Below are 17,429 nucleotides of genomic sequence, written 5' to 3' on the forward strand. Positions count from 1 at the left end.
CCCGGGAGGTGACCGTGCCGAACCAGAACACCAACCCGGTCACCGATGAAGACCGCGCCAACATCATCCGCCTCCACGGACAGGGCCTCGGCCGCAACGCCATCGCCCGCCAAGTCGGCCGCGCCCAACGCACCGTCTCCGTCATCTGCGCCGAAGAAGGCCTCGTCTTCGACACGTCGATGACCGAGGACGCCACCCGCGCCCGCGTCGCCCAGCTCGCCGCACTGCGTGCTGACACCGCCGTCGACCTCCACCTCGATGCGATGAGGCTGACGCAGCAGATGTGGGAGCCCGCGACGATCTACAACTTCGGCGGCAAGGACAACACCTACCGCGACAAGCACGTCGACGAGCCGCCCTCCGGCGACAAGAAGAACCTCATGGCCGCGGCCGGCATCGCCCTGGAGAAGTCCCTCAAGCTCGTCCCGCCGGCCGATGACTCTGGCGTCGAGGACGCGCAGTCGGTCCTCGGCGCGCTCATGGTCGGGCTGAAGGCGGCGTACGACCAGGCGAAGAGCGAGGAGGCAGGCGGCGAGGAGGCGGAAGGTGAGTCTCCTTGATGCGCTGCCACTGTCCCGTAAGCAGATCATCTCCATCGTCGAGGCCGAGGCGCGCGTCAACGCCTGGGAGGGCTCAGTCCGCAGCGGCAAGACGATCGCCTCGCTGATCTGCTGGCTGGCCTTCGTCAGGAATGCCCCGCGCGGTGGCGAGCTGGTCATGGTGGGCCGCACCCGCGACTCGCTGTACCGGAACGTGATCCAGCCGCTCACCAACCCGGAGATCTTCGGGAAGCTGTCGAAGCAGATCCAGTACAACCCAGGTGCACCGATCGCGATCATCATGGGCCGTGTCGTTCACGTCCTCGGCGCCAACGACGCGAAAGCCGAACCCAAAGTCAGGGGCATGACCTGCGCCGGCGCGTACGTCGATGAGGCGACGACGCTGCCCAAGCTGTTCTTCGATCAGCTCCTCGCCCGCTGCTCCGTGAAGGGCGCCAAGCTCTTCACCACGACCAACCCCGACAACCCGGCGCACTGGTTCCGCAAGGAGTACCTGAAGAGGCCGGCCGAAACGGGCCTGCGGTCCTGGCACTTCACCCTCGACGACAACCCGTACCTCGACCCGCAGTACGTCGCCTTCCTCAAAAGCACGTACACCGGGCTGTTCTACCGGCGGAACATCCTCGGGCACTGGGTGCAGGCCGAGGGCGCCATCTACGACTGCTTCGACGAGGAACGGCACGTCGTCAAGACGCTCCCGCCGATGGCCCGCTGGCTGTGCGACGCGATCGACTACGGCACGACCAACCCGTACGCCGACCTCCTCATCGGCCTCGGAACGGACAAACGGCTGTACGTCGCCTCGGAGTATCGGTGGGACTCGCGCGCGGAGCGGCGGAAGAAGACCGACGTCGAGTACAGCCAGGCCCGCAAGCGCTGGCTCGCCGCGGTGCCGCACCCGCAGACCAACGTCATCGGCGTCCAGCCGGAGTGGACCGTCGTGGACCCGTCCGCTGCCTCGTACGTCGAGCAGCTGCACCGCGACGGCGTCCACGGCGTCACCCCCGCCGACAACACCGTCGTCGACGGCATCCGCACGGTCGCGTCCCTCATCGCTGCCGGCCGCCTCCTCGTCCACGAGTCCGCGCGCGGGCTGATCGAGGAGATCCCCGGCTACAGCTGGGACGACGAGAAAGCTGAGAAGGGCGAGGACGTCCCGATCAAGCTCGACGACCACTCCTGTGACGCGCTCAGGTACGGCGTCCGTACGACTGAGGCCCTGTGGCGGCCACACATTCCGATGCTCCTGGAGGTGGCCGCGTAATGCCCGGCACGCTCGCCATTCCGATCTACCTCCGGATCGGCAACGGCACCGAGACAGAGGTTGGCCAAGTCGTCCTCGACCTCGAAGGGGACGGCACGGTCACCATGACCACCACCGACATCGCCGAGGCGCTGCGTGCGACCGCAGACGCCATCGAGGCCAGCGCGAAGGAGGCGGCCGATGCCTCTCCCGACGGCTGACACCCCGTGGCCGCCCACCGACGAGCGCGTGCTGCATGCCCTCGCCGACTGGGATGCCTGGTACGCCTCCGACCCCGACCGGCTGGAGGCCCGGTATACCGGCCGCGGCTACCGCGATGTCGTCAACCGGCCGGCGCAGCACCGCGGCGGCGTCGTCGGCCGCCTCGCCCGCTGGTTCTGGGGCAACCCCACCCCCGAGGGCGAGAAGCGCGACAAGCTCCACGTGCCGTTGGCCGGGGACATCGCCCGTACGAGCAGCGAGCTGCTGTTCTCCGAGCCCCCGAAACTCCTCGCCCCCGAGGGCTCCGGTGAGGCGACGCAGCAGGCCCTCGACGCGCTCATGGAGGACGGCCTCCAGCCCACCCTCCTCGAAGCCGGGGAGATCTGCGCCGCGCTCGGCGGCGCGTACCTGCGCGTGGTCTGGGACGAGGACGTGTCGGACCGGCCGTGGATCGACACCGTGGCCGCCGACCGGGCCGTCCCCGAGTTCCGGTACGGGCGCCTCGTCGCTGTCACCTTCTGGACCGTCCTGGAATCCGAGGGCGTCAACGACAACCGGGTGTTCCGGCACCTGGAGCGTCACGAGCGCGGCCGGATCTTCCACGGCCTGTACGAGGGCTCGACGATCAGCCTCGGCGCGGCCCGGCCGCTCGTCGACCACCCTGAGACCGCGCCGTTCGCCACCGAGGTGGACGCCGAGGGCGGCATCGACACCGGCGCGCCCGACCACCTCACGGCCGCGTACGTGCCCAACGTCCGGCCCGCCCGCGCCTGGAGGCACATCCCGACCGCCGCCTACTGGGGGCAGAGCGACTTCCAGGGCATCGAAGGCATCATGGACGCCCTCGACGAGACCTACAGCTCGTGGATGCGGGACGTACAGAACGGCAAGGGCCGCATCATCGTCGCCCAGTCCATGCTGGAGTCCCTCGGCCCCGGCCAGGGCGCCGCATGGTCCGAGGAGCGGCGGGTCTACACCGGCCTGAGCATGCTCCCGCGCCCGGGCGACCCGAACCCGATCACGGACGTCCAGTTCGAGATCCGCGTCACCGAGCACCGGGACACCTGCCAGGCACTGCTTGAGCAGGGCGTCCGACAGGCGGGCTACTCCGCTTCGACGTTCGGCGAGGGCGACGGGCAAGCCGTCACCGCGACGGAGATCCGGGCCCGCAACCGGCGGTCGATGACGACCAAGGGCCGCAAGGGCATGTACTGGGACCCGGGGATCGCCAGCATCAGCTCGGCCTACCTAGCGGTGCTGGCCGGGCCCCGGTTTCGGGTGGCGGGGCTGGTCGCGGAGCCGCCGAAGGTGGAGTTCCAGGACTCCATCATGGAGGGGCCCCGGGAACTCGCTGAGACCGCCGAGCTGCTCGCGCGGGCCATGGCCGCCTCCCGGGAGACCCTCGTACAGATGGTCCACCCCGACTGGGACGACACCCAGGTGAAGGCGGAAGTGGCCCGGCTGAAGGACGAATCGGCGATGGCCGACCCGGTCCTGACCGGCGCCGAAGGACCCGGAGGCGGGTTCCCGGCCGCCAGCGCCGAGGACGAGGGCGCCACCGGGGAGGAGTAGCCGATGCCGGTCTCCCCCGCGATGGCGGAGAACCTCGCCCACGAGGTTGCTCACCTCTACGAGGACGCCGAGGCCGCACTCCTCGAACGCATCGCCAAGGCCCTGGAGGCAGACCTCGACTCACCCCGCTGGGCCGAACTGAAGCTCGCCGCGATCGGCAACCTCCGCACGGCCGTGGAAACGGTCACCGACGCGCTCCAGACCGACACCGACGGAGCCGTACGCCGCGCGCTGATCGAGGCTTACAACCGCGGTCGTCAGGCGGCCGTCGCCGAGCTGGGCGCGCTGGACATCGGCCGCGAGCTGGTGGCCCGCGACGCCCTGCCGAACGCGCCGGCTGTGGACCGGCTGGCCGCGAGCATGGCGCAGGACACCCGGCCGGTGTACGCCCGGATCACGCGCGCGATCGTGGACGGGTACCGGCGGGTGGTCGCGCGGGCGTCCGGGAACGTGCTGCTCGGCACGATGACCCGCCGTGACGCCGCTCAGCGGGCCCTCGATCAGTTCGCCGCCCGCGGTGTCACGGCCTTCACGGACAGCTCTAGCCGGAACTGGGAGATGGCGTCCTACGCCGAGATGGCGGTCCGCTCCGTCACCGCTCGCGCCGCGGTCGACGGGCACGTGGACGCGCTCGGAGAGATCGGCGTGGGACTGGTCATCGTCTCGGACGCCCCACTGGAGTGCCCGCTCTGTCGGCAGTGGGAGGGCGAGATCCTCACGCTGTCCGGGCAGTCCGGACCGCACACGATCCGCGCGGAGCACACGATCCAGCCGTCCGGACTGTTCGCCCCGACCCGCACGGTGGCGGTCCATGTGGCCGGGTCGCTCGTGGAGGCGCGGGCCGCTGGGCTGTTCCACCCGAACTGCCGGCACAGCCTCGCTGCGTACCTGCCCGGCGTGACCGCCCGGCCGCCGCACCATGCGACGCCGGGCACGACGTACGAGGACACGCAGCGGCAACGGGAGATCGAGCGGCACATCCGGAAGTGGAAGCGGACTCAGGCCGCCGCGATGGACGAGGCCGCTCGCCGCCGCGCGGGCGCGTACATCCGGAAGTGGCAGGCCGCCCAGCGCGAGCACGTCGCCGCGCACCCTGACCTTCGCCGCAAGCCTCAGCGCGAGCAGATCGGTGCTGCGCGCTGACCCACGAGTTTCCCGGCACCCGCCGCACGGCGACCGCCGGACAATCCCGCACGGGAGATCACCATGCAGGTCCCTTTCAGGCGGTCGCACTTCAGGCATCCTCTGGCAACGCACGCAGCGCTGGGAGTGCTTGGCCGCCACCACGACGGCTCGCCGCTCTACGCCATCGCGGATGGCAACGGCGTGGCCGAAGGCGGCTCCGGATCCGGGTCCAGCGGACAGGCCGGATCTGAGGCTCAGAGCCAGTCCGGACAGAGCGGAGACGGCACGGCCGGTGAAGGCTCTGGCCAGGAAGGACAGCAGTCCGGACAGCGATCCGGGCAGTCCGGATCGGGCTCCGGAGACGGCGACAGCACCGACTGGAAGGCGCTCGCCCGCCAGTGGGAGAAGCGCGCCAAGGACAACAAGGGCGCGGCTGACGAGTTGGCCACGCTCAAGGCGTCCCAGATGAGCGACCAAGAGAAGGCGGTCGCTGAGGCAGAGACGCGGGGCCGTACGGCCGCCGCCCTCGAACACGGCAAGGAACTGGCCGCGTCGCGCTTCGAAGCCGCCGCCGCCAAAGCAGGCGTGAACCTCGGCGACGCCACCGACCTGATCGACACCGCACGGTTCGTCGACAAGGACGGCAAGGTCGACAACGACGCCATCACGGCCGCCGTGAAGAAGCTCGCCAAGCTCGCCCCCAAGGGCGCCGGCCGTTCCGGCGGCGACATGGGCGGCGGCAGCGGCTCCGGCGACCAGGGCGCATCCCTCGACAAGCAGATCGAGGAGGCCACACGCAAGCGGAACTTCCCCGAAGTCGTACGACTCAAGCGGCTCAAGGCCGCACAAACCTGAACTGAGGAGGCACCATGGCCGGCATCACCGGGATGGGCACCACCTTCAACCTTCCCAACTACGCGGGCGAACTCTTCGCGATCACGCCGGAGGAGACCCCGTTCCTGTCGGCCATCGGCGGCCTCACCGGCGGTGGCATGACCACGTCGCAGGAGTTCGAGTGGCAGACCTCCGACCTGCGCGACCCGGCGCAGCGCACGAAGGTGGAGGGCGCGACCGCGCCGACTGCCGAGGAGCGGGTGCGGGCGAACGTCCGCAACGTCGTGCAGATCCACCAGGAGAAGGTCTCCGTTTCCTACACCAAGCAGGCTGCGGTGGGCGCGCTGGCGACGCCCGGCGCGGCGCCGTTCCGGGGGGTGAACGGGGAGAACCCGGTCGCCAACGAGATGGACTGGCAGGTCGCGCAGGCGCTGAAGTCGGTGGCCCTGGACGTGAACTACTCGTTCCTCAACGGCGAGTTCGCGAACCCGACGACGAACGCCACCGCCCGGAAGACCCGGGGCATCCTGGAGGCCATCACCACGAACCGCATCTCGCGGGGCACCACGGTGACCGGAGCCTCCTCGGCGACGGACACGATCACGTCGACGGGTCACGGCCTGTCGGACGGCAACAAGATCGTGTTCCGGGACACCGGTGACGCCACCGGCATCATCGCCGGGCGCGTGTACTACGTGGACGCGGTCGACGCGAACACCTTCAAGGTGTCGGCGTCCAGCGGCGGCGCGGCCATCACCCTGGGCACATCCTCGGGGATCTCCTACACCGTCCCCTGGTCGACGGCCCTGACCACCCTCCACGTCGACGACATGCTCCAGCTCGCCTACGACAACGGCGGGATCAGCGAGCAGGAGACCGCGACCCTCGTGACGAACTCGATCCAGAAGCGGGCGATCACGAAGGCCTACGCGGACGCGTACGGCAAGGCGGTCCTCATCACCGAGGCCAGCCGCACCGTCGGCGGCGTCAGCGTTCAGACCATCGAGACCGACTTCGGGCGGCTCAACATCATGATGGACCGGCACATGCCGCAGGACTCGATCCTGGTGGCCTCGCTGGAGCAGCTGATGCCGGTCATGCTCAACATCCCCGGCAAGGGCGTCATGTTCGAGGAGGACCTGGCGAAGACCGGCGCCTCGGACGAGAAGCAGCTGTACGGCGAGATCGGCCTGAAGTACGGCAACGAGCGCGCCCACGCGGTCCAGACCGGTCTGGTGATCTGACGTGGCGGTCTACGAGCGGGGCTCCGGCCCCCACATCGCTGAGCGGGTGGCGCCGGTGCTGGGCAGTCCGGAGGCTGAGCGGTACGCCACTCTCGCGGCCGATCCGGGGTCGGGCTGGCGGTGCGTCAAGGCCGACCCGGAGGAGGGTGGGAAGCAGCCCCCGCCTGAGCGACCGACGAAGGCGGCGGTCAAGGACGAGTGGGTGGCCTACGCGCGCTCGCGGGCGAAGGACTCGGACGAGGAGGCCGCGATCGACGGCCTCACCAAGGACGAGCTGATCGAGAAGTACGGCGGAGAGGGTGACGGGGCATGACGCTGAGCACGAGCCTGAGCCTGAGCCTGAGGAGCACGCTCTCCTCAGCTCTGGACCTCGTCACCCCGCAGGCGCCTCTGGACTACTCGGCGTCGGTCGCCCTGGCGTCGGGTGTGGGCGCGAACCAGGCGGACAAGATCTTCGCCGACACGAGGACGCTCGCCGCGTCCGCGACGGAGGATCTGGACTTGGCCGGCGTTCTGTCGGACCCGCTCGGGGCAGCGCTGACGTTCGCCCGGGTCAAGGCGGTGCTGATCCGGGCGGCGGCCGGGAATACGAACAACGTGCAGGTCACCAGGCCCGCGTCGAACGGCGTCCCGCTGTTCCTCGCGGCCGGGGACGGCCTCGCGGTTCGGCCCGGCGGTCTGTTCCTGTGGGTGGCGCCGGACGCGACCGGCGTCGCGGTCACCGCGGGCACCGGGGACCTGCTGACGCTCACCAACTCGGCCGGGTCCACGTCGGTGACGTACGACGTCGTCATCATCGGCGCGAGCGCGTAAGGGGGTGCCCGGTGGCCAGGATCTACGCGACGTCGGCGGAGTACACGGCGTACACCGGGCAGACCCCGCCCTCGGACATCGACCAGCAGCTGGCGGACGCCTCGCGGATGCTGGAGGCGCAGGTGTTCCGGCTGTGCTGGTACGAGGTCGACGAAGACGGCTACCCGTCCAACGCAACGGTGCGGTCGGCGTTCTCGGACGCCGTCTGTGCTCAGGCGCAGTGGTGGGACGAGCTGGGGGACTCGACGGGGGCGGCCGGGGTCGGCTGGGGCACCGTCAAGCTGGGCTCGGCGCAGATGTCCCGGTCGGTCACGGCCACCTCGGGTGGCGCCTCGGCGGCCCGGGAGATTGCCCCGAAGGCGATGGATGCGCTGCTCTCCATGGACCTGACCCCAGACATCTTCCGCATGGGGATGGTGACCTCGTGAAGCTGCCTGGGATGTGGCTCCAGCATCAGGTGACCGTCGAGCCGTACGGCGGCCCGTCGGGCTCCAGGGGCCCGAAGTTCGAGGCCCCGGTGGCGGTGCGGTGCTTCCTGGAGGAGAAGAACCGCATGGTCCGCGCGAAGGACGGCAACGAAGTGGTCTCCTCGGCCACGTTCTACTGCCGCCTGGACGCGGTCGACGCCGTCCCGGAGTCGCGGGTGACGCTGCCGGACGGCCGGGTCACCACCGTGCTCGTGCAGGCCCGCCACGAGGGCGGGAAGCTCCCGCTCCCGGACCATCTGGAGGTGAGTCTCCAGTGAGCGTCTACACCCGCTTCACCCCCGGCAACGCCCAGCGGCTGTGGACCACCCGTGGGCGCAGGCTTGCCGAGGAGGGTCTCCGCCGGGGCCTGGAGCACGTCCTCGGCGAGTCGCAGAAGATCGTGCCGCTGGAGGAGGGCACCCTGCGCCGCTCCGGGAAGGTGACCGTGAACGGCATGGAGGGCGCGGTCTCCTACGACACTCCGTACGCGAAGCGGCAGCACGAAGAGCTGACCTGGCGCCACCTCCCCGGCCGGTCCGCCAAGTACCTGGAGATCCCGTTCAACCGGGAGCGGGACGTCGTCCTCCGCATGATGCAGGTCGACCTCCGGAGGTGGTTCCGTGGCTGACTTCCTCGACGGCATCGCCCGCCACCTTGACGCCCTGAGCCTGCTCACCTACGACCCCGAAGGCGCCGGCGGGGACACCTTCCTCGACGACATGCCCTCGGGGCCCGACACGGCGGTGGCGATCACCAGCTACCAGGCTGGCGCGGAGCCGGACTCGCTGCTGCCGTACGACGAGCCCCGCATCCAGGTCCGCACCCGCGACACGGACCCCACGGCCGCTCGTACGCGGTGCGCGGCGATCTACGGCGAGCTGCACGGCCTCGGGCCGGTCACGCTGCCGGACGGGACCCTGCTGATCCTGTGCGTGGCGCTCCAGGGCGGCCCGACAGCGATCGGCAAGGACCAGAACGGCCGCATGGAGTACGTCGCGAACTTCCGCGCCGAACACCTCAACGTCACAGCCCACCGCGGCTGACCCCACCCCACCTTCCGGCCCGCTGCTCCTCGCTGCGGGCATTTCGTCATGCCTGGAGGAGCTATGCCGGCAGTCAAGTACAACGCTCGCGACGTCCGATTCCAGATCGAGGACTTCAACAACCCGGGGACCTGGACCGAGTTCAGGACCGCCAAGAACGGCTCAGGTGAGGGCGGCATCAACACCTTCACCAAGGGCCACGCCTACGAGGCCGCCGACACCACCACGTTCGGCAGCGACGGGCGCGCGGAGACCCAGAACATGCAGGAAGGCAAGACGCTCGGCCTGCAAGGCTTCCGCATGAAGGACCCGATCACCGGAGCCCTCGACCCGGCCATGGCGCTCGCGGAGGCGCAGGCCGGACGCCTCGGCGTCGACTCCCTCGTCGGCTTCCGCTTCGCCGCCCCCGGCGACACCGTATGGACGGTCTGGCCGGACGCCACCTTCCAGCTCGGCGAGGAGGGCGGCGGCAACAACGACAAGGTCACCTGGGCCTGCACCGTGACCCGCTCCGGCGCTGAGACCACGGCGGCCATCTGATGACCGCCCGCAAGACGCCCGTGCGGGGCGAAGAGTCCTGGGACGACTTCTGGGCCGAAGTCTCCCGAGGGCGCACGGAGACGATCCGCGGCATCGCGGTCCCAGTACCCACCGACATGCCGATGGTCGTCACCCGGCGCATCGAGGAACTACGGGAGTCCTCCGCGCTGGAGGACATCCAGGAGCTGATCGGGCTCCTCTTCGGCACCGATGTGCTGGACCAGTGGATCGAGGCAGGGATGGGCCTCAGGGAGTTCCAGGTCGTCATGACCTGGGGCCTCGCCCACGCCTCCGGTAACCCGCTCACCCACCGCGAGGCCTTCGATCTCGTCGAGCAGGGTGCGGGCGCGGGAAAACAGCTGGGCCCGAAGGGGCCGAACCGAGCCGCACGGAGATCGCAGTCCGCCGCTGGTGGTGGGCGATCGAAGCGGACTTCCAGCGCGAGTACGGCTACGGCCCGCAAGACATCGCGCACCTAGGCCGCCGCCGCTTCCACAACCTGCTCCGCGGCCTCTCCCCGGACGCGGTGTTCCGCCGGGTCGCGGGCGACTTCATCTCGATCGTCGACGACCCGGACCAGGTGCGCGCGGCACTGCACAGCTAACTGAAGAGGGGGTGCCCCGGTGTCGGACGCCCTCACGGTCGGCGAACTCGTCGGCTTCATCCGCGCGGACGACAGCGGAATGCGCCGCGGCCTGGCCAACAGCCAGCTCCGCATGCGCGGCTTCCAGGTCGACACCGAAGGCCGACTGAGGGATCTGCGCGGCCGGTTCGTCAACGAGTCGCAGGTCATGGCCATGTCCCTCCGGGACGACCTGACCGGCGCCATCACGGTGGCGAACAACGCCACCAACCAGTTCACCCGCGACGCCAACGGCCGACTCCGCGACCTCCAAGGCCGGTTCGTCCGCACCGGCGAAGCCGCCCGCCAGATGGGCGACAACACCCGCACCGCCCTGCGCGGAGCCAGCAGCGAAGGCGACCGGTTCGCCGGCGTCCTCGGCCGGATCGTGGGCGCGGCCGGCGGGCTCGCCCGGGTGGCGGCTGGGGCGGCTCCGATCGCGGGGGCTATCGGGGCGGCGCTGCCGCTGGCGGCCGCGCTGGTGGCGACGCTCCAGAACATCGCCCCCGCGGCTGGTGTCGGTGCGACGGCTCTGCTGGCGATGCAGCAGGCGTCGGGCGTGGTCAAGCTGGCGGCTGTCGGGATGGGCGATGCCCTGTCGGCGGCGCTGGACCCGGCGAAGGCGCAGGAGTTCGAAGAGGCGCTCGCCAAGCTGTCTCCCGAGGCGAAGCAGTTCGCCCTCGCGGTGAAGGAGGCGGCACCGGCCCTCCGCGACCTCCAGCAGGACGTCCAGAACCGCGTGTTCCGCGGCCTCGCCGAGGACCTGGAGCGCGCGGGCGCCGCCGCTCTGCCGGTCGTACGGCGGGAGCTGCTGGCCACGGCGGGCGCCGTGAACCTGATGGGCAAGGGCGTCATCGACGCCGCCAAGAACCTGGCGGAAGACGGCACGCTCGGCAAGGCGATGGGCTCCGCCTCGAAGGGCCTGCTCAACCTGTCCTTCATCCCTGGGATCGTCGCGACGGCGCTCGGTCAGGTCGCCGCAGCGGCCGGGCCGTCGTTCGAGCGGCTGACGGAGAAGGCCGGGGACGCCGCGTTCCGGATCGGCGACAAGCTGGGCGAGGCGTTCGAGTCCGGCGCCATGGAGCGGGCGATCGAGGACGCGATCGACCTGATCGGCGACCTCTTCGACGTCGTCGGCAACGTCGGCTCCATCTTCGGCAGCATCTTCGAGGCCGCAGACGTTTCCGGCGGGGGCCTGATCGGCACCCTCAAGACGATCACCGAGGCGCTGGACGAGGCGTTCGCGTCCGAGCCGGTGCAGGCGGGGCTCTCGGCGCTGTTCGAGACCGTGGCGAAGCTGGCATCGACAGCGGCGCCGCTCCTCGGCCAGGCGCTGGGGGTGCTGGGCCCGGTCCTAGAGGCGCTAGGCCCCCCCGCCCAGCGGCTGATCGAGGCGCTCGGCGAGGCCCTCGCCCCGGTCATCGAGGCCCTGGAACCGGTCCTGGTGACGGCCGCCGAGGCGGTCGGCGCACTCGTCGACGCCGCGCTGCCGCTGCTGCCGGTCGTCGGGGAACTCGCGGCGGCACTGCTGCCCGCGCTGACCCCGCTGCTGGAGGCCTGCGTCACCGTCTTTGAGGCCCTGGCTCCGGTGATCGAGGAGACCGCCGGGATCCTCATGGACACCCTGGCGCCGATCCTGGAGAACCTGCCGGGGATCATCGAGCCGCTCGCGGAGATCCTCGCCACGACGCTCGTCGCGGGCATCACGATCCTCGGCGAGCTGATCGAGGAACTCGGGCCCACGCTGGTAACCCTGGGCGAGGCGTTCGGCGAACTCCTGGTGGCCGTCGCACCGCTGCTGGAGATGATTGCCCAGCTCGTCGCCGAGGGCCTGGCGGCGATGATGCCCGTCATCGAGGAACTGATCCCGGTCATCGCGGCACTCGCCGTGATGCTGGGCGGCTTCCTCGCCGACGTCATCTCCGGCGTCATGGTGCCGGTCCTTCAAGCCGTGATCGCGCTGCTCCAGGGCGATTTCTCGGGGGCCTGGGAGTACGCGAAGCAAGCCGTCATCAACGCCGGGCTGGCCGTCATCTCGGCCGTCACCGGCATGGCGTCGGGGGTCTTCGACGGTGTCCGGCGGGCGATCAGCCACCTGGCCAGCATGCCGGGTCAGGCCGTGGGCGTCCTCGGCAACCTCGGCGGGCTCCTGATGTCCGCTGGATCGTCGCTGATCCAGGGGTTCATCGACGGCATCATGAGCCGTCTCGCGGATGTGGCGTCCGCCGCCTCGTCGGTGGTCAGCGCGGCGCGGGACTACTTCCCCTTCAGCCCCGCCAAGAAGGGCCCGTTCTCGGGCAGGGGCTACAGCGTCTACTCCGGCCGGGCCCTGGTGACCGACTTCGCCAGGGGCATGGAGGCCGCGATGCCGAGCGTCCGCTCTGCCCTCGACGGGATGCCGGGCCTCGGTCCGGTCCTGGGCGGCCTGGGGATCGGCGGGGGTCTGGCGCTGCCGGGCGAGCTGTCCATGGCGGGCCTGGGGAGTCTCGGTACGCCAGGCGCCCAGGCCGTGGACGTCAACGTGCGCCTGCGTGTCGATGGCAGCGACGAGACCCTCCTACGGATGGTGCGCGGCTGGGTGGACATTGAGGGCGGCGGCGACGTGCAGACCGCACTCGGAAAGGCGGTGTGACCGTGGCCTACCCGTGGGTGCTGGTGGAGCTGCTGCTGGGCGGCGTGTGGGTGGACATCACGAACGACGTCTACGTGCGCGGCCGGATCACCATCACGCGCGGCCGGAAGGACCGCGCATCCCGGCCGTCGCCGTCCCGGTGCCGGTTCTACCTGAAGAACAATGCGCAGGTGCGGGCCCGGTACTCGCCGGTCAACCCGACGGGCGAGTACTACGGGCTGCTGCTGCCGAACACGGTCTGCCGGGTGAGCGTGAATCCGAACGGCACGCAGCTGTACCGCTTCTGCGGGGTGATCCCGGACTTCGTGCTGGAGCGGCACTCCACCGACAACGACCGCTGGGTCTCGGTCGACGCGTTCGGGCTGGTGTACGCCCTCCAGGGCGGCAACCCGCCCGCCTACGACGCCATGCGGCGCTTCATGGCACTCCAGACCCCGCGCGCGTACTGGCCGCTGACCGACGGCGAGGAGGCCGGACATGCACTGGAGGTCGCCACCGGCGCTCAGCCGGTGCGTGCGGTCGGCGAGTCCGGCTCGTTCTACCAGGGCCAGCCGAACTGGGGCTCCGGCAAGCTCGCGCCGTGGCTGGAGCCGGTGGTGGGCCTGCCGAACGGCAAGGTCGGCATGCTCACCGCCCCCATCAGCATGGCCGCCGACGAGGGCGGCTGGTCCTTCGACCACGTCCGTAGCGGCCCCGGGAACGCCGACTACTGGGACTACCGCGACATTGGCGCCGGGAACAACGACGACCAACGCGTCACCATGCTCACGGGCGTCGACCCCGCCTTCAACTCCTTCTCCGTCAGCATCCGCATCGAACGGGAGACCGGCGGCCTCGCGGACACCCTCGTCGCCGACGTCACCGCGCCACAGCTGTTCAACAACGACGCCCCCCACCACATCCGCCTCTCCGTGGCCACCGCAGGCGGCGGCGCGAACACGCTGGTGCAGCTGCACATCGACGGCGTCCCCCAGCTCGGCGCGACGACGGTCCTGAACGTCGCCTACCGGCCCCTGAACAGCGTCACGTTCGGCTGGGACCAGTCCGACGCCCCCTCCGGCAGCAACTTCACCACCGGGCATTGGGCGTACTGGGGCGCCAACCCGCCGGACGCCCTCGACTGCTACAAGGCCCTCCTCGGCCACACCGGGGAACGTGCCGGCCGCCGCGTCGAGCGGCTGTGTGACGAGAGCGGGATCCCGCTGCGGGTGATCGGTGACCTGGACGGCACTCCGCTGATGGGCCCGCAGCGCGCCGACAACCTGATGAGTCTGCTGGAGGCGGCGATCGCGGTGGACGGCGGCACGCTGACGGACGCGACGGACGAGCTGGCGCTGGAGTACCGGACGAACCGCTCGAAGTACAGCCAGGGGGTCTCGTGAGCGTGACGCACGTGTGGGTCGGGGCGACTACGCACACCAGCGCCTGGGTGCGCGGGAAGGTCACCGGGACGTCGACCCGGCTGGCTGTGTCGCTCGCCTCATCGCTGTCGGCGCCGGCGTACTTCGGCCCGGTCGTGCCCACGGCCGACGGCATCGCCTCGTTGCAGGCGACGGGGCTTCAGCCGGGGGTGCGGTACTACTACGCCCTGGAGGATGACGGCGTCCTCGACACAACGTTCTCGGGGACGTTCCGCACGCATCCGGTCGCGGCCGGAGAGCGCGCGAGCTTCACCTTCGGAGCGGCCGGGGACGCGGGACTGACCGGCGCGCCGGACGACTCGTACATCACCTCGGCGGTCTCCAACAACCCGGTGTTCGACACGATGCGCGCGCAGTCGGCCGCGCAGGACTGGCTGTTCTTCAGCCATCTCGGGGACCTGCACTACCGGAACATCGCCGTCGCGACCGCCGCGACCTACCGCACCGCGTACGACGACAACCTGACGTTCAACGGCACCCTCGGCGCGAACGCCCGGCAGGGCCGGTTCTTCCGCGACACTGCGATGACCTACGTCTGGGATGATCACGACTACGGCCCAAACAACTCGGACAGGACCGCCACCGGCAACGCGACCGCGAACTCCGTGTACCGGGAGAGGGTGCCCCACTACACGCTGCCGTCGGCGTCCACCATCAACCAGAGCTGGCAGGTGGGAAGGATCCTCTTCGTCGCCTCCGACGTCCGCTCCGCGCGCGACCCGAACAGCGACCCGCAGTCGCCGACGAAGACCATGCTGGGCTCGGCTCAGAAGACGTGGATGGAGAACCTCCTCGCGGCCAACGCGGGCGGCGCCGAGGCCCTCGTGTGGATCACCCCATCGCGGTGGCTCGCCGACGGCACCGGCACCGACACCTGGAACTCGTTCCTCCACGAACGCGACCAGCTCATCGAGATGTTCGGCGACACAGGCTGGCTCGACCGCATGATCCAGCTCACCGCCGACCAGCACAACCTGTCCCTCTGCTCCGGCCCCGGCAACCCCTGGGGCGGATTCCCGGTCTACATGTTCGCCAGCATGGACAGCGACTACAGCACCCTGGACCCGCTGTACGACCTCGGCGCCGTCGCCGGCCGCCAGCAGTACGGCACCGTGCAGGTCCGAGACCGCGGGCACACCATCGAGTTCGAAGGCACCGGATGGATCAACGGCGTCCCGTGGCGGTCCCACACGGCGTACGCACACATCGGCAACCCGATCCTCGCCCTGGACTACGCGACCCACCTGAAGGCGCCGTTCCGGCCGAGCGTGGGCGTCGACGGCACCGTCAACGACGTCACCGCGGCACGGCAGGACGGCGGAGAGGCCCGCGTGTTCGAGGCCGACGGCCCGCGCGGCACGAACACGGTCGGCAGCTACCCGGACTCCGTCACCGTCCAGGTTGCCTCAGACGACCAGCTCGCCGACCAGGCCAGCTGGAGAGTCCACCTCGGCACCAGCCCCGACGCCCGGATCCCCGAGGTCCACGTCGACCTCGCCAAGGCCGGGAACACCGGAGCGGTCGCGGACGCGGTGGCCGGCGCCTCCCTCGGCAACAAGCTGAACATCACCCACCCGCCGGAGGATCTCCCGCCGGACGACGTGGAGCTGATCGTCGAGGGGTACAGCGAGCGGATCGGCGAGCACGAATGGGCGTGGCAGGCCAACACGACGCCCGGCCGGCCGTGGGACGTGCTGGAGATCGCGCAGGACCGCGGGGCTGGGGACGTCGTCGAGGACTTCGAGGACGCGACCCTCAACGTCGTCGTCACGAACGGCGGGTCGCTGCCGTGGCTGCGGACGAACGCCCAGTTCCATGCTGGGGCGTGGTCGTTCCGCTCGGGGGCGATCAGCAACAACCAGACGTCCGACGCAGTCGTGACCGTGCCTGCGGGGGCGTCCACGCTGACGTTCTGGTATCGGACCTCCTCGGAGTCGGCTGGCGCCGGATTCGAGGGTGACCGGCTGCTCGTGCTGGTCGACGGCGTGCAGGTGCTGCGGGCTCAGGGCGCGACCGGGTGGACGCAGTTCACGGTGAGCGTGGCGTCGACCAGCGCGGTGACGTTCCGATACATCAAGGACAACAGCGCGGCGTCCGGCGAGGACGCGGTGTACATCGACGACATGGCGTTCACTGTGCCGCTGTCCTACCTGGCCGGTCCGGACCGGCCGAACCGGTGGGACACCTCCCGCAGTCTGCTGGTGAACGCGGTCACGGCCGCAGCGACCCAGTTCGTCGTGCACACGCCGCCGGACGGAATTCGGGACCGGGCGCCGTGGATCCAGTCCAGTGGGATCACTGCCCTGTTCCCCGGTCACTTCCCCGTCGACCTGGCGCTCGGCGGGGAGGTCGTCCGCTGCACCGCGTGCACGCCGTCCTCCCTGGACCAGTTCGGCCGTTCGGCGTCGTCCGGGTGGGGCTCGGCGACCGTGGGCGGTGCCTGGTCGACGTCGGGCGGCTCGGCGTCGGACTACGACGTGAACGGCTCGGTCGGCCGGCACTCGCACGGCACGAGGAATGTTTTCCGGATCACGTCGCTGAACTCGCTGTCGCTGGCCGACGTGGAGGTGAGGGCGAGCATCACCCTGCCGGTGGTGCCGACGGGCGACACGATGTCGGCGTTCCTCCTGGCCAGGGGCGATATTGCGGCCGGGTCGTACTACTTCGCTCGGCTGCTCGTGAGCACGGCGAGCACGGTGCAGCTCAGCATCCGCAAGCGCCTGCCCGCTGAGACGCTTCTCGCGACCGCGCCGCACACCCTGCCGTTCACTGCGGGGGCGACGTACAAGGTGCGGCTCCAGATCGAGGGGACGACGGTCCGGGCGAAGGCGTGGCCGGTGGCTGGGATCGAGCCGGAGGATTGGGAGGTGTCGGTTACCGATACGAGCCTGGCGAGCGGGGTGGTGGGCTGCGGTTCGTTCATCACGACCGGCAACACGAACGTCCTGCCGGTCGTCTTCAGCTTCGACGAGTTCGAGGTTTTTCCGCAGGTGATGACTGTGCGGAGGGCCATCAACGGCGTGGAGAAGCCGCACGCGGCCGGGGCTCCGGTCTCGCTGGCTCAACCGGCCCCGCTGGGCCTGTAGGAGGG

General features: G+C 70.3%; 18 protein-coding genes. All 18 read left to right on the plus strand.

The genetic code is table 11. The features are described from left to right. The first annotated feature begins 14 nt into the window (after positions 1-14). The 18 genes from F9278_RS15880 to F9278_RS15965 all read left to right on the plus strand — a co-directional run bounded on the left by F9278_RS15880 (position 15) and on the right by F9278_RS15965 (position 17,424). On the plus strand, positions 15-560 hold the full coding sequence (locus tag F9278_RS15880; RefSeq protein ID WP_152168924.1) for a helix-turn-helix domain-containing protein: 546 nt from the start codon (positions 15-17) through the stop codon (positions 558-560). Then, positions 547-1,824: a PBSX family phage terminase large subunit gene (locus F9278_RS15885; protein WP_152168925.1), complete on the plus strand. Its 1,278-nt coding sequence runs from the start codon at positions 547-549 to the stop codon at positions 1,822-1,824. The genes F9278_RS15880 and F9278_RS15885 overlap by 14 nt, the downstream gene beginning before the upstream one ends. Then, positions 1,824-2,024, plus strand: coding sequence for a hypothetical protein (locus tag F9278_RS15890; RefSeq protein WP_152168926.1), 201 nt, complete (start codon positions 1,824-1,826; stop codon positions 2,022-2,024). The genes F9278_RS15885 and F9278_RS15890 overlap by 1 nt, the downstream gene beginning before the upstream one ends. Then, entirely contained in the window at positions 2,005-3,597 is a 1,593-nt protein-coding gene (locus F9278_RS15895) for a phage portal protein (RefSeq protein WP_152168927.1), read from the plus strand. The genes F9278_RS15890 and F9278_RS15895 overlap by 20 nt, the downstream gene beginning before the upstream one ends. Positions 3,598-3,600: 3 nt before the next feature. Continuing rightward, positions 3,601-4,740 carry a phage minor capsid protein gene (locus F9278_RS15900; RefSeq protein WP_152168928.1) on the plus strand — a complete coding sequence of 380 codons (1,140 nt, stop codon included), beginning with the start codon at positions 3,601-3,603 and terminating at the stop codon, positions 4,738-4,740. 126 nt (positions 4,741-4,866) lie between these two features. After that, the gene (locus F9278_RS15905) at positions 4,867-5,577 is read left to right on the plus strand and encodes a hypothetical protein (RefSeq protein ID WP_152168929.1); all 711 of its coding nucleotides are present in this window, start codon (positions 4,867-4,869) and stop codon (positions 5,575-5,577) included. A gap of 14 nt (positions 5,578-5,591) precedes the next feature. Next, positions 5,592-6,800: an SU10 major capsid protein gene (locus tag F9278_RS15910; protein ID WP_152168930.1), complete on the plus strand. Its 1,209-nt coding sequence runs from the start codon at positions 5,592-5,594 to the stop codon at positions 6,798-6,800. A 1-nt stretch (position 6,801) separates the two neighbouring features. Next, the gene (locus tag F9278_RS15915; RefSeq protein WP_152168931.1) at positions 6,802-7,113 is read left to right on the plus strand and encodes a hypothetical protein; all 312 of its coding nucleotides are present in this window, start codon (positions 6,802-6,804) and stop codon (positions 7,111-7,113) included. Beyond that, positions 7,110-7,613: a hypothetical protein gene (locus F9278_RS15920; RefSeq protein ID WP_152168932.1), complete on the plus strand. Its 504-nt coding sequence runs from the start codon at positions 7,110-7,112 to the stop codon at positions 7,611-7,613. Before F9278_RS15915 ends, F9278_RS15920 begins: the two co-directional genes overlap by 4 nt. An 11-nt stretch (positions 7,614-7,624) precedes the next feature. Further along, the gene (locus F9278_RS15925; RefSeq protein ID WP_152168933.1) at positions 7,625-8,041 is read left to right on the plus strand and encodes a hypothetical protein; all 417 of its coding nucleotides are present in this window, start codon (positions 7,625-7,627) and stop codon (positions 8,039-8,041) included. Further along, on the plus strand, positions 8,038-8,358 hold the full coding sequence (locus tag F9278_RS15930; protein ID WP_152168934.1) for a hypothetical protein: 321 nt from the start codon (positions 8,038-8,040) through the stop codon (positions 8,356-8,358). Before F9278_RS15925 ends, F9278_RS15930 begins: the two co-directional genes overlap by 4 nt. Next, entirely contained in the window at positions 8,355-8,708 is a 354-nt protein-coding gene (locus tag F9278_RS15935; protein WP_226966764.1) for a minor capsid protein, read from the plus strand. Before F9278_RS15930 ends, F9278_RS15935 begins: the two co-directional genes overlap by 4 nt. Next, on the plus strand, positions 8,701-9,123 hold the full coding sequence (locus F9278_RS15940) for a minor capsid protein (protein ID WP_152168935.1): 423 nt from the start codon (positions 8,701-8,703) through the stop codon (positions 9,121-9,123). Before F9278_RS15935 ends, F9278_RS15940 begins: the two co-directional genes overlap by 8 nt. Before the next feature lie 63 nt (positions 9,124-9,186). Further along, positions 9,187-9,663 (plus strand): phage tail tube protein, encoded by a 477-nt coding sequence (locus F9278_RS15945; protein ID WP_152168936.1) that lies wholly within the window; start codon positions 9,187-9,189, stop codon positions 9,661-9,663. After that, complete coding sequence (locus F9278_RS15950; protein WP_152168937.1) at positions 9,663-10,142, plus strand: hypothetical protein; 480 nt, start codon at positions 9,663-9,665, stop codon at positions 10,140-10,142. The genes F9278_RS15945 and F9278_RS15950 overlap by 1 nt, the downstream gene beginning before the upstream one ends. A gap of 144 nt (positions 10,143-10,286) precedes the next feature. Beyond that, entirely contained in the window at positions 10,287-12,917 is a 2,631-nt protein-coding gene (locus tag F9278_RS15955; protein ID WP_152168938.1) for a phage tail protein, read from the plus strand. A 2-nt stretch (positions 12,918-12,919) separates the two neighbouring features. Beyond that, positions 12,920-14,299 carry a hypothetical protein gene (locus tag F9278_RS15960; RefSeq protein WP_193241511.1) on the plus strand — a complete coding sequence of 460 codons (1,380 nt, stop codon included), beginning with the start codon at positions 12,920-12,922 and terminating at the stop codon, positions 14,297-14,299. Further along, entirely contained in the window at positions 14,296-17,424 is a 3,129-nt protein-coding gene (locus tag F9278_RS15965; protein WP_152168940.1) for an alkaline phosphatase D family protein, read from the plus strand. The genes F9278_RS15960 and F9278_RS15965 overlap by 4 nt, the downstream gene beginning before the upstream one ends. The last annotated feature ends 5 nt before the right edge of the window (positions 17,425-17,429 follow it).

The organism is Streptomyces phaeolivaceus (genome assembly GCF_009184865.1).
Lineage (GTDB): Bacteria > Actinomycetota > Actinomycetes > Streptomycetales > Streptomycetaceae > Streptomyces > Streptomyces phaeolivaceus.

What these genes read in the sequence shown, in the direction of transcription:
- F9278_RS15890 (WP_152168926.1), top strand. Translation starts at nt 1,824, where the DNA reads ATGCCCGGCACGCTCGCCATTCCGATCTACCTCCGGATCGGCAACGGC.
- F9278_RS15895 (WP_152168927.1), top strand. Translation starts at nt 2,005, where the DNA reads ATGCCTCTCCCGACGGCTGACACCCCGTGGCCGCCCACCGACGAGCGC.
- F9278_RS15900 (WP_152168928.1), top strand. Translation starts at nt 3,601, where the DNA reads ATGCCGGTCTCCCCCGCGATGGCGGAGAACCTCGCCCACGAGGTTGCT.
- F9278_RS15910 (WP_152168930.1), top strand. Translation starts at nt 5,592, where the DNA reads ATGGCCGGCATCACCGGGATGGGCACCACCTTCAACCTTCCCAACTAC.
- F9278_RS15920 (WP_152168932.1), top strand. Translation starts at nt 7,110, where the DNA reads ATGACGCTGAGCACGAGCCTGAGCCTGAGCCTGAGGAGCACGCTCTCC.
- F9278_RS15945 (WP_152168936.1), top strand. Translation starts at nt 9,187, where the DNA reads ATGCCGGCAGTCAAGTACAACGCTCGCGACGTCCGATTCCAGATCGAG.
- F9278_RS15950 (WP_152168937.1), top strand. Translation starts at nt 9,663, where the DNA reads ATGACCGCCCGCAAGACGCCCGTGCGGGGCGAAGAGTCCTGGGACGAC.